Source organism: Clostridioides sp. ZZV14-6387, assembly GCF_020657835.1.
In the GTDB taxonomy this organism is placed as follows: Bacteria; Bacillota; Clostridia; order Peptostreptococcales; family Peptostreptococcaceae; genus Clostridioides; species Clostridioides difficile_A.
Genome location: NZ_JAGWCW010000031.1, coordinates 40,086 through 53,208, shown reverse-complemented (window position 1 = coordinate 53,208; position 13,123 = coordinate 40,086). Strand labels below are relative to the sequence as shown.

General features: G+C 28.1%; 11 protein-coding genes and 1 riboswitch. Of the genes, 9 read left to right on the top strand and 2 right to left on the bottom strand.

The annotated features are described in order from the left end of the window. The first annotated feature begins 223 nt into the window (after positions 1–223). Both KGF38_RS16680 and KGF38_RS16675 read left to right on the top strand, forming a co-directional pair. Positions 224–862, top strand: a complete 639-nt coding sequence (locus KGF38_RS16680) for a lactate utilization protein (protein ID WP_054270516.1) — start codon at positions 224–226, stop codon at positions 860–862. A 26-nt stretch (positions 863–888) separates the two neighbouring features. Further along, positions 889–1,788 carry a YegS/Rv2252/BmrU family lipid kinase gene (locus KGF38_RS16675; RefSeq protein ID WP_054270515.1) on the top strand — a complete coding sequence of 300 codons (900 nt, stop codon included), beginning with the start codon at positions 889–891 and terminating at the stop codon, positions 1,786–1,788. A 106-nt stretch (positions 1,789–1,894) separates the two neighbouring features. Here the strand turns inward: KGF38_RS16675 and KGF38_RS16670 are convergent, their stop codons facing one another. Beyond that, the gene (locus tag KGF38_RS16670) at positions 1,895–3,559 is read right to left on the bottom strand and encodes a glutamine--tRNA ligase/YqeY domain fusion protein (protein ID WP_054270514.1); all 1,665 of its coding nucleotides are present in this window, start codon (positions 3,557–3,559) and stop codon (positions 1,895–1,897) included. A 292-nt stretch (positions 3,560–3,851) separates the two neighbouring features. On the opposite strand from KGF38_RS16670, the gene KGF38_RS16665 reads away from it, so the two are divergent. The 7 genes from KGF38_RS16665 (at position 3,852) to KGF38_RS16635 (ending at position 11,810) form a co-directional block, all read left to right on the top strand. After that, positions 3,852–4,565, top strand: a complete 714-nt coding sequence (locus tag KGF38_RS16665) for a DUF2140 domain-containing protein (protein ID WP_074178230.1) — start codon at positions 3,852–3,854, stop codon at positions 4,563–4,565. Positions 4,566–4,725: 160 nt separating this feature from the next. Beyond that, positions 4,726–5,289, top strand: coding sequence for a hypothetical protein (locus KGF38_RS16660; RefSeq protein WP_054270512.1), 564 nt, complete (start codon positions 4,726–4,728; stop codon positions 5,287–5,289). Positions 5,290–5,596: 307 nt separating this feature from the next. Then, positions 5,597–7,297 carry a hypothetical protein gene (locus KGF38_RS16655; RefSeq protein ID WP_074178228.1) on the top strand — a complete coding sequence of 567 codons (1,701 nt, stop codon included), beginning with the start codon at positions 5,597–5,599 and terminating at the stop codon, positions 7,295–7,297. Positions 7,298–7,467: 170 nt separating this feature from the next. Next, on the top strand, positions 7,468–8,085 hold the full coding sequence (locus KGF38_RS16650) for a hypothetical protein (RefSeq protein ID WP_054270510.1): 618 nt from the start codon (positions 7,468–7,470) through the stop codon (positions 8,083–8,085). 110 nt (positions 8,086–8,195) lie between these two features. After that, positions 8,196–8,364, top strand: a riboswitch (Lysine riboswitch). A gap of 81 nt (positions 8,365–8,445) precedes the next feature. Next, complete coding sequence (locus KGF38_RS16645; protein WP_054270508.1) at positions 8,446–9,639, top strand: aspartate kinase; 1,194 nt, start codon at positions 8,446–8,448, stop codon at positions 9,637–9,639. A gap of 17 nt (positions 9,640–9,656) precedes the next feature. Further along, positions 9,657–10,949 carry a diaminopimelate decarboxylase gene (gene lysA / locus KGF38_RS16640; protein ID WP_054270507.1) on the top strand — a complete coding sequence of 431 codons (1,293 nt, stop codon included), beginning with the start codon at positions 9,657–9,659 and terminating at the stop codon, positions 10,947–10,949. A 204-nt stretch (positions 10,950–11,153) separates the two neighbouring features. After that, positions 11,154–11,810 (top strand): tetratricopeptide repeat protein, encoded by a 657-nt coding sequence (locus KGF38_RS16635; protein ID WP_054270506.1) that lies wholly within the window; start codon positions 11,154–11,156, stop codon positions 11,808–11,810. Positions 11,811–11,971: 161 nt separating this feature from the next. Here KGF38_RS16635 and KGF38_RS16630 read toward each other — a convergent pair whose 3' ends face one another. Beyond that, on the bottom strand, positions 11,972–13,057 hold the full coding sequence (locus KGF38_RS16630) for an AI-2E family transporter (protein WP_054270505.1): 1,086 nt from the start codon (positions 13,055–13,057) through the stop codon (positions 11,972–11,974). Positions 13,058–13,123: the final 66 nt, after the last annotated feature.

Below are 13,123 nucleotides of genomic sequence, written 5' to 3'. Positions count from 1 at the left end.
ATCGTCTGCAGCGTGATATGTGTATTAGAGACAGACTACATACAATATAGGGAAAGTGGAAGAAATGTATCTGCTTTCCTTTTTTGATTATAAATTTGAATAAATTTATGTAAAACTTATTCAAGTTTATATTGTATTTTTTTTTAGATGTACTAAAATAAACTTATAAAGAAAATAAAATTTATAACTAATTGATACTATTACAAACAAGGGGGAAGTTAAAATGGATCAAAATCTAAATTGGCTTAATGAAAAAAGAATAGAAAAAACGATAAAATCTCTAGAAAATAATAATATGAGAGGGCATTTAGTAAATAATAAAGAAGAGCTTCTAAAAAAAATTGAAGAAATAGTTAAAGCAGGTTCTCTAGTAGGATGTGGAGGATCTATGACCTTATTTGAAACAGGGGTAATTGATTTTATAAGAGAAAAGTATGATTTTCTTGATAGATATGCAAAAGACATTAAACCAGAAGAAATGAAGGAAATATATAGAAAATCTTTTTCTGCAGATGCTTATTTTACAAGTACTAATGCAATAACAGAGAATGGAGAGCTTTACAATGTAGATGGAAATGGAAATAGAGTAGCTGCTATGATATATGGACCTGACAAAGTAATAGTTATAGCAGGAGTAAATAAAATAGTTAAGGATGTAGATGAAGCTATAAAAAGAACAAAAACGATAGCTGCTCCAGCTAATTGCAAAAGATTAAATACAAATACTGGATGTAAGACTACTGGCATATGTATAGATTGTTCAAGCCCAGGAAGAATATGTTGTAATTATACACTTATAAAGAGACAATTAGCACCAGAAAGAATACATGTAATTTTCTTAAACGAAGATTTTGGATATTAAAAGAATAAAATAAGTAGGGAGAAATAATGAAAAAAGTAAAACTTATATACAATCCTAATTCAGGTGAAAAAAAGATATTATCAAATTTGGACACAATTATAGAATTATATCAGGAGAGAAATTATTTATTGATACCCTATAGATTGAATATTAAAGAACCTGTAAAGAATGCATTTAAGGAAGTGGATAGTTCCTATGACCATATACTGATAGCAGGCGGTGATGGTACCATAGATTTAGTGGTAAATGCAATGAAAGAATTAGACATAAGAATCCCAGTTGGAATTTTACCTACAGGAACTGCAAATGATTTTTCAAATGCTCTTCAAATTTCATTCGATATAAAAGAAGCTATAAAGAAAATCATAAATTTAAAGCCGAGAAAAATAGACATAGGGAAAGTTAATAATAAGTACTTTATAAATGTGGCAAGTGCTGGTATGTTTACAGATGTATCACAAAGGATAAACACAGACTTAAAAAATTCATTTGGAAGAATTTCTTATTATATAAAGGGAATAGAAGAAGCATTGTATATGAGGAAGTTTAAGATAAAAGTATCTTCTAAAGAAATGTATTATGATGGAGATATGTATCTTATGTTGATTTTTAATGGCAAAACAGCAGGAAATATAAATCTAGCATACAAAGCTGAAATAGATGATGGTTATTTGGATGTAATTATTTTTAAAGGAATGCCAATTCCAAAATCAATACCAGTTTTGATAAGTGTGCTTAGAGGTGATTACTTAGATCAGTATAATGGAAATGAAATACTGTACTTTAAAACCAAAAAAGTATATATAGAATGTGAAGATTCCCTTATAACGGATATTGATGGAGAAAAGGGTCCAGATTTTCCTCTTAGCATAGAATGTATAAAAGATGGGATAGAGGTGATGGGAATTAGTAGTGAAAAAAGTTAATAATCTAAAGTAAATTGTGAAGACTCAAATAAAAAATTACTTCTAACTAAAGTTATATATAGTAGAAGTAATTTATATTTTAAGTCTTCATTTTTTTATTGTAGGATTATTTAGCTGGTTTAAAAGAACTTTTTAGAGGAACTATTCTATTAAATACAAGTTTTTCATCAGTTGTATACTTGTTATCTATACTAAAGAATCCATTTCTAACAAATTGGAATTTATCAAAAGGTTTAGCATTTTTTACTTGTGTAGGTTCAACAAAACCTTGTAATATTTCTAATGAATTAGGGTTTATTTGTTCTAGGAAATGTTTGCCTTCATTTTCAGGAACATCATCAAGAATTAATGGCTCAAATAATCTAAATTCACATGGTATAGCAGATTTAGCATCCACCCAATGTATTGTAGATTTTACCTTACGACCTGTAAATCCAGAACCACTCTTAGTTTCAGGGTCATAAGTTCCATGTATTTCAATAACATTTCCATTTTCATCCTTAATTACATCAGTGCATTTTACGAAATAAGCACCTTTTAAACGAACTTCATTTCCTGGGAAAAATCTGAAATATTTCTTAACAGGTTCTTCCATAAAATCATCCTGCTCTATATATAGCTCTCTAGAAAAAGGAACTAATCTCTTTCCTTGAGATTCATCTTTAGCATTATTTTCTATTTCAAGCATTTCAATTTTATCTTCTGGGTAATTAGTTATAACTAGTTTTAAAGGTCTTAAAATTCCCATAGCAAGAGGTGCTTTTGGTTGTAGATTTTCTCTTAGGAAATAATCAAGCATTTGGCTATCTACTGTAGAGTTAACTTTTGATACCCCTATTTCACTACAGAAATTGCGTAATGCTTCTGCAGTATATCCTTTACGTCTGATACCAGATATTGTAGGAACACGAGGGTCATCCCAACCATCAACAACACCTTCATCTACAAGTTGTTTTAATTTTCTTTTACTCATAACAGTATTGTTTATATTAAGTCTAGCAAATTCTATTTGTCTAGGTACATTTTCCATTTCACACTCTTTGACAAACCAATCATAAAGCGGTCTTTGGTCTTCAAATTCTAGAGTACATATAGAGTGAGTTATCCCTTCAATTGCATCTTCAATTGGATGAGCAAAAGCATACATAGGATATATGCACCATTTATCTCCTGTGTTGTGATGTGTTGAATGAGATATTCTATATATAATTGGGTCTCTAAGGTTTATATTTGGAGAACACATATCTATTTTAGCTCTTAATGTTTTTTCACCATCTTTAAATTCACCATTTTTCATTCTTTCAAATAAATCAAGGTTTTCTTCAATAGACCTATTTCTATAAGGACTTTCTTTTCCAGGCTCAGTTAAAGTACCACGATATTCTCTCATTTCTTCTTGTGTCAAGTCACATACATAAGCCTTACCTTTTTTTATTAATATTAAGGCTCTCTTGTACATTTCATCAAAGTAGTTAGATGCAAAATTTAACTCGTTCCAATCAAACCCTAACCACTTAACATCTTCTTTTATAGATTCTACATATTCAACATCTTCTTTTAATGGATTTGTATCATCAAATCTTAAATTAGCTTTTCCATTAAACTCCTTAGCTAGTCCAAAGTTAAGACATATACTTTTTGCATGACCAATATGTAAATATCCGTTTGGCTCAGGTGGAAAACGAGTTATTATACTGTCGTGTTTTCCTGTTTCTAGGTCATTTATAATAATATTTTTTATAAAGTTAGATGAGTTCGTTTCATTTGACATATTTTATACCTCCTATTTAATTTGCTTATAATACAGGACACTACACTGTATTGCATAATATTAATTTTAATCCAAGATTAGAAAAAAATAAAGGTGTAATTAAGAGTATTATGCAAAATATTAACTTTTATACTAAAAATATGTTTTTTACAGTTTATTTACAAAAAATGAGATTTGTTGAATTAATCCTTAAAAGGCTGTATTATAATATGTATATTGTTAAGAATATTATGTGAAGTTAGTTATCTAAATTTATTTTAAATCTGTTGACAGATTTGTAAAGGAGACGATTATGGGAAAGGTTGCAAAAATTTTATTGAGTTTAATTGTTATTGTTCTAGTGTTTACAGGAATTGTTGTATACACTTTAACACCAAAAGAAAGATATGATGTCAGTTCACAAAATAATGAAATTATAGATGAAGAATACTTATCAAAAGGTTCATATATAAATTCCATGGAAGTAGTAAAAAATCCACTTAGAATGGTTGGGAAAGTGTCTGTTTCAGAGGATGAGTTTAGAAATTTAATATATACATTAATGCATAAACATGGGATTAAAGAACTTGAAAATAATTTTGTTGAAATGAAAGATGGAAAAATAAAAGTAGCAGGGCCATATAAGGTATTTGGATTAATAAATAGCCAATATGAACTTGAATTGAGACCTACTTTAAAAGGAGAGAATCTAATTGTAAGCCTTGAAAATGTAAAACTTGGTAAATTCAAGATAAGTGATAAGATGTTAGAGAAAATACTAAGTAACTATAATAAAAAAGTTCCATTTGAAGTTAATGGAAATAAGGTTACTTTAGAGAAAAGTTATCTTTATCCAGTAACTCTTAAAAATATATCTATAAAAAAAGGAAATATTGATTTAGATATGGAAGTAGAAATAGATTTGAAGTCACAAATAAATGGGGCATTAGGATATTTGAAGGATTCTGGAAAGGCTCAGGATATACTAAATCATTTGATTAATTTAAAGAAAACAGCTGTTGGTTAAAAATATAGAAAACTTATATTTATATTTTTATTATATTTCATACAATATTGGAGTACTTTAAAATCAAAATTTGTAAAATAACATTTATTGTGTTAGAATGTTTTATGATATTAAGTTGTAAATACGTAATATTATTTAGTTACTAGATTGGGGGGAAATGATGAATAAAGTCTATATTGTAACAACATATACAGGAACTTTATTATCTTACTTAATAAGGAATATAAGTAAAAAACTGTATACACATGTGTCAATATCACTAAATGAAAATTTAAAGCCAATGTATTCTTTTGGGAGATTAAATCCGAGAAATCCGTTTATTGGGGGATTTGTTGAAGAAAATATAAATCAAGGATTATATGCTATAAGAAAAAATACTGTGTGTAGAGTATATTCATTAGAAGTAGATAATTTACAATATGAAAATCTATTTAAAAATATAAAATTAATTAGTGATTATAGAGAAGATTACTATTATGATATAATGGCATTAATATATTTGCCAATGAATATTCATAGACAATCTGAATATAAATATGTATGTTCAAACTTTGTTGCTGATATGTTAGAAAAAAGTGAAATAGACATTTTAAATAAACAATCATTTGAAGTAACACCAAATGATTTTTATAATTTACCTGGTTTAACCTTAGAATATGAAGGTTTATTATCAGAATATAATTCTAGACAACATTCTTATGTATCAAAAATCGCAAACATCTAAAAATTTATTTTAGAGTTTATCATATAAAAACTATTGCTAGATAATTAGGCTGAAGATAGTAGTTTAACTTCGAGAGGATTAAGAATTCGTAAATCTTAGTTAGAACACTTTCTTCAGTTTTTAAATTTTAGTGATTATTTGTATTTTTACAGTATTTTTGGGGTATATAGATAAGATATAATTGAATAAAATATTTATATAAATGTATAAAGATATCTTAACACATAAATAAATATGATAAATATTTATTTTTTGTAAATATATGGATATAATAGTAATAATAACATTTTGTAGAGAGGAGTATTAAATGAAACGATATCTTAAAACATATGGAGTTGCAATAATAATTGTAGCAATTTATGCATTTATTAAATTACCTGTACTTAGATTAGATTTCACATCTTTATTTTCAGTAGGAATAATTTTCTTTGTTGTGGCAGGAATACTAGATATGATGTTAGATAGAAATGAAAGAACATCTAAACTTGCTAAATATAATTTTTCAATAGCAATAGCTTTACTTGTGTATATTGTAGTTGTACCTTTTATAACTTCTACACCTGTATTTCATGCAAAGGCATATAAAGAATTATTAGGAAAAGTAACTGAAAGTAAATTTACTGACGACATTAGTCCTGTCAGTGTAAATGACATTCGTCTTGTAGATGAAGATATGGCTATGAAATTGGGAGATAAAAAGCTTGGAGAAGTTCCAGCTATAGGCAGTGTGTCAAAATTAGGAAAATTCCATATACAAAATGTGGATGGAGAATTGTACTGGGTTGCACCTCTTGTTCATAGAGACATAATTAAGTGGGTAACATCTTTAAGTGGTTCAAGTGGTTATGTAAAAGTATCTGCAAGTAACCCTCAAGATGTTCAATTAGTTCAAGAAATAGATGGAAAACCAATAAAGATAGTATATCAACCAGAAGCTTACTTGCATCAAGATTTACAGAGACATTTATACATACATGGTGTGGTAAATGTTGGTATGACAGATTTTACCCTTGAAATAAATGATGAAGGGAAACCTTATTGGGTTGTAAGTTTATATGAGCATAAAATTGGTTATGGAGGAGCAAATGCTACAGGAATAGCTACTGTTGATGCAGAAACTGGAAAAATAAATGTTTACAATGTTAAAAATACACCTAAATGGGTGGATAGAATCCAGCCACAAGAATTTATAACAGACCAGATTAAAGACTGGGGAGTTTATGTTAATGGATTTTTAAATTCTGTTATATCAGAAAAAGGAGTACTAGTGCCAACAGAAGGAACATCATTAGTTTATGGAAATGATAATAGGTCTTATTGGTATACAGGTATAACATCTTCAGGAGGAGATGAATCTACAATTGGATTTATGTTAGTTGATTCTAGAACAAAAGAAGCTAAATTATATAAGCAACCAGGAGCCACTGAGACAGCTGCAATGAAATCAGCTGAAGGTAATGTTCAAGAAAAGAATTATGAAGCAACATTCCCTGTAATGTACAATATATTAGGTCAACCAACATATGTATCATCGTTAAAAGATAAGGCTGGTCTTGTAAAGAGAGTTGCATTTGTATCTGTTGAAGATTATAATGTGCTTGGTTTAGGTGAAGATAAAAACGAAGCATTGAGAAACTATAAAGATTCATTAGAATCTAAGGGTAATGATTTAAAACTGGATAATGATTTAAAAGATGAAGTCATAGAAGGTACAGTGACAAGAATAAGTCCAGATGTACGAGGTGGAAATACTAATTATTATGTGACTTTAGATTCAAGTAAAGAGATAATATTCAAAGCTACTTCAAAAGTATCTAGTGAATTGCCATTGACTCAAGTTGGAGATAAAGTCAAAATATCATATTCAAAAGAATTATCTGGTGTAATTGAAATGTCAGAATTTGATAACCTAAATATTGCAAACTTTGAAGATAAAAAAGCAAAAGAGGGAACAGGAACTGACGAAAATACAAACTCTCAAGGTTCTGAGAATCAAGATAATGTATAGTTTAACTTAAAAAAATCGAAAATAGTATTTAATATATTAATAGCTAGTTTTTATAAAATTTATTTTTATGAAAACTAGCTATTTTATTTTAATTCTTTGTAAATTTAATGTCATAAAATTAATATAATATTAGTACAACTTTGCAAATAATACTTCAAGGAGAATGTACTATGACTAATATGGAAAAAGAGATATTGCTTTTAATTAGCAGGGTTAGATGTGTTACAGAAGCTCAATTTAGAAAAATTTATGGAGACCAAAAGAGATATAATAAAAAAAACTTTAAAAAAACCTTGAGAAAAATGTGTAGTGAGTATACACTTAAAAAATATCCTTGTGATGTAGATTATTATAATTACAAAGACCTCTCATACGTATACTATTTGAATGGTAGTAAACTTTTTAAGGGAGATGATTTAATAAAGGCTCTAGTAGGGTCAGAATTAGTTGTTAGAATCAATACTGCAGGTTGTGATGTAAAAAGATTCTACCGAAATGTTAGTGTGGATGATATGAAATATGATTTATTTATTGAATATACAGACCAATTTGGTAATATAAAACAGGTTCTAGTAGATGTTGATTTAAATAATGAAATAGATATTTCTAAATATGAAAATCTTTCTAGAAAGATAGATAAATCTACAATTCCATTTTTTAAAGTGCCAAACGTTTTGGTAGTTACACCAGATAATCTATCTGAATTAAATGATTTAGAGAGATATGATAGTGAGTATAGTATAAATTTTATAGATTTAGGATTAAATAAACTATTTAATTGTATATAACCTAATTTTAAAAAAGAGAATTATAGATTTGCCACATTTTGTAAAATAATTGTTGCAATATTATATAGAATGTGATAAAACTATATTAATAAATTAATTAAAAATAATGAGCCTAGGGTAGAGGTAGCTATATTCAATAGTATTCAATAGGAGCTGGTAAGTGTTGATGATTGATGAAAGGGTCTATAGCCGAAGAAAATTTGTTGACGGATGGATTTTCTGGACTTATGCAGAATATGTATAAGGCTGTCACTTTTAAAGTGATGAGCTACAAGGTTACTTGGTCTATGAGATTTACACGTCCAAAGTATACCTTTGGGCGTTTTTATTTATCAAAATTTAACTTGAGGGGGAAAAAGCATGAGTATAATTGTTCAAAAATATGGTGGAAGTTCGGTGGCAGATACTGATAAAATAAAATCAATTGCAGAAAACATAATAGAACGAAGAAAAGAAAATCCACAAATGGTAATAGTTGTGTCTGCCATGGGTAAATCCACTGATGAATATATAAAGTTGGCTAAAGAATTGAGTAATGAACCTAGTAAAAGAGAATTGGATGCTTTGATGTCTACTGGAGAAATGATTTCAGCTTCTTTATTATCAATAGCATTAAATGCACTTGGATGTAAGGCTGTAAGTTATAATGCTTATCAGCTAAATATAAAAACAAGTGGTCTTCATGGGAAGTCTCAAATTGATGATATAAATGTAAATAGAATTAAAAATAGTTTAGATGAAGGAAATGTCGTAATAGTAACTGGATTTCAAGGAATCAATGAAGATGGTGATGTAACTACTCTTGGGAGAGGTGGTTCAGACACATCTGCTGTGGCTCTTGCAGTTAAATTAAATGGGAAATGTGAGATATATACAGATGTTGATGGAATCTATTTTACAGACCCAAGAAAATATTCAAAGGCTAGTAAACTTGATGAGATTGAATATGAAGAAATGCTTGAGTTAGCAAGTTTAGGAGCACAAGTAATGCATTCAAGAAGTATAGAACTTGCACAAAAATATGGTGTTGAAATTTATGTTGGACGTACATGTGGTACAGTAAAAGGAACATATATAAGAGGGGGAAAAGATATGAAATTAGAGGATAAAGTAATAACAGGATTAGCTACTAGTGATGACGATAGCTCTATAACAATCAAAGATTTTAAAGCAGAAAATATATCTAGTTTATTTGAAGATATAGCAACTATAGGGATAAGTGTAGATATGATAAGTCAGACTGCACCTATCTTAGATAAAATAAGTGTATCATTTACAGTTCCAAAAGAAGAATTAGGAGAATGTAAGAAGATAGTATCTAAGTACACAGATGAAGAACATGTAGTGGTTGATAATAATATCACTAAATTCTCTTTGGTAGGTCTTGGCATGAAAAATACTTCTGGAGTTGCTGCTAAGGTATTTAAGATATTCAATGAAAATGGTATAATGATAAAACTTATAACTACATCAGAAATTCGTATAACATGTGCTATAAATTCTGATGATAAGCAAATAGCTATAGAAAAAATAGCAGAAGTATTTAATATATAAAATTTGGGGAGGATATTATGAAACTTCATGGAACTATGACTGTAAATGATAATGAATTATATATTGGAGGAGTGAGTTGTCTAGAGCTTAGTGAAAAATATCAAACTCCACTTTATGTATTTGATGAAGCTTTGGTAAGACAAAACTGTAGAGAATATGTAGAATATTTTAAAGCCAAAGATGGAAAAAACAAGGTTGCTTATGCAGGTAAAGCTTTTTTACCTATTTATATGTGTAATCTTATAAATGAAGAACAAATGTGCCTAGATGTAGTTTCAGGAGGCGAATTATATACAGCCTACAAATCAAATTTCCCTATGGAAAAAGTTTTCTTCCATGGAAATAATAAGACTAAAGAAGAAATAAATATGGGATTAGATTTAGGTGTAGGTAAGTTTGTAGTAGACAATTTTTATGAATTGGATTTGATTGAAAAGTTATGTGAAGAAAAAGGTAAAGTTCAAGAAATATATTTTAGAATAACACCTGGAATAGAGGCTCATACACACGATTATATAAAAACTGGACAGATAGATTCTAAATTTGGATTTGCCTTAGTGAATGGAGATTTATTTAGAGCAATAGAGAAATTGAGTGAATACAAGAATATAAGACTTGTGGGTCTTCATGCTCATATAGGCTCACAAATATTTGATGTAGAGCCGTACATAGATACAGTGGACATAATGATGAACTTAGTAAAAGAGATAAAAGAAAAATTCAATATACAGTTAACAGAAATTGACTTAGGTGGAGGTGTAGGGGTTTATTACAGTAAAGAAGATAAGCCTAAGACTATAAAAGAATTCTGTGAGACTATAATTGCTAAAGCGGAAAGTTCATGTAAAGAGCTTGGGATAGAAGTACCTATATTGGTAATAGAACCAGGAAGATCAATAGTTGCAAATGCAGGAAGCACATTGTATACAGTAGGTTCAATAAAAGATATAAAAGATGTTAGAGTTTATGTAAGTGTAGATGGAGGTATGACAGATAATGTAAGACCTTCTCTGTATCAAGCTAGTTATGAGTGTAGTATTGTAAATAAAATTAACCATGAGACTATGAATCATGTAACAATAGCTGGAAAATGTTGTGAAAGTGGAGATATATTGATTGGGGATATAGATATAATGGATATTAAAAGTGGAGACATACTTATAACGACATCAACAGGTGCATATGGGTATTCAATGTCTTCAAATTATAATAAAATACCAAGAGCAGCAGTAGTATCAGTATTTGATGGAAATGATAAGGTAATATGTAAGAGACAAAGTTATGAAGATTTATTAGCTTTAGAAGTATAGAATGAAAATTAAATATTAAGTTTATTATAAGTAGATTTACTAAGGTATATATGGCTCTAAATTAATTTTTAGTTTGTTGTAGTTATACATAGCATATCTACTTATTTTTTTCTTTTACTAACAAATTTCTTGTAATAAATATAAAATATTTTAAAAACTTCCTAATTATGATAAAATTTAAAGTATATAACAAGGAGGGGTTTAATGAGAGGAAGAGTAATTTTATTAATATCGATATTATCTATATTTCTTGTAGGATGTTCATTTAATAATAAAGATGAAATAAATTTAACTGAGCAAGGAAAAACATACTTAGAAAAACATGACTATAAAAAAGCTATGGAATCATTGTCCTCTGCATTAGAAGAAGACAATACTAATGAGAATGCAAGGGCTATGTATATGCAAGCTATGAGAATGTCAAATATGACTGAGTTTGAAGAAGCGAAAAATTATGAGGATGCAATTAAGGAACTTAAGCTTATAGAGAAAATAAAAAATGGTTCATCTGTTATTAAAGAAGAAGCAACTAAAAAGAAAGAAGAATTAACTAAATTAGAAAAAGAACAAAATGAAGCAGAAGAGCAAAGAAAGAAAAAGGCAAAAGATACAGCAGGAGAAGATAGGTACAGAGTAGAATCAGACGCAAGAAAAACTTCTTATAGTAGAAATAGTAAAACTAATAAATCTAGTTCTAAAAATAACAGTAAAAAATCAGATGATGATAAATCTGATAATAACAGTAGCTCTTCTCAGAATCAAGAAAAACCAAATAATAATCCAGCACCAACACCACCTTCTCCAGATACTAGTGGTGGAGCAGAGAGTGGTGAAAATTCTCAAAGTTCAAATAATCAATAAATATAAAATGTGCATATATTTTTAATAAATAAAATATGCATTATAAAAAATTAGCTCTTAGCAAATTGTTTTTGCTAAGGGCTAATTTTTTATAAAATAGTTCAATAAAAAGCAACTAAATTTGAAATTAAAAATTTAAAAGTATATACAATAAATATAAGTTATTGTAGCCGATTATCTATATATTTATCAACATAAGTTTTTACAACAGCTGCTATTGGCACTGAAAGGAAAACACCTATAAAACCAAATAGAGATTGACCTATTAAAATTGCAGAAATTACCCATATAGCTCCTATACCAACTTGATTACCCATAACTTTTGGTTCTATAAAGTTTCCATCTAGTTGTTGTAATATAAATATGAATATAACAACCCAGATAGTTTTTTGTGGGCTATATAAGATTGTCATGGCTATTGGAGGTATTGCACCAATAAAAGGACCAAAATACGGTATTATATTACCTAAGAATATTATTGAAGCTAAAAATAAAGCATTTTCTATTCTGATAACAAATTGAAATCCTAAGAATGCAATTATACCAATAATAAGAGAGTCTAATATTCTACCAATCAAATAATCATAGAAAATGTCATGAGTAGTTCTAAAGAATTCTATAATATCATCTGCTTTGTTTCTATCAGTAGAAGAGTATAGTAATTTTTTAAACCCCAATGCAATTTTTTCTTTGTCATATATAATATATATAGACAGTATAAATCCCATTGTCATATTAAATAACATAGAAGATATACTAAGTGCATAGACTAATAAGTTTTTAGGAATTCTACTAATGGAATCATTTGCCTCTTTTAACACATTATCTAAGCTATGTTGTATGTGAGGAACTAAAGTCTTTAAAAAATCTATGTTTGACATATTTTTTTCTATAAAATTGTTTATATAATCAGTGTACATAGGCATTTCACTTATTAACCTGTTTAATGTATTGGCGATTGATGGAATTAACAATCTAATTCCAAAAGCTAAAATAAGACCTATAAATATATAAGCTATAAAAATAGCTAAAAGCCTATGTGCTTTAAATCTTATTTCAAAAAGCATTACTAATGGATTTAAAAGTAAAGCAAGCAAAATAGCTAGAAAAAATGGGCCAAAAAACTTTAAGAATCCTTCAATACTAGATATAAAATCTGATGGAGTATTAACAAATTTAAAAAATAAAATTCCAATAAACACGACTATTAAATAGTATTTTACATTTTCTTTTGAAATAATAATCACTTCCTTAAAATAGTGTTTAGTCAGCTATTACATATTAATAGTATGTGAAAAGAAATTACAATTATT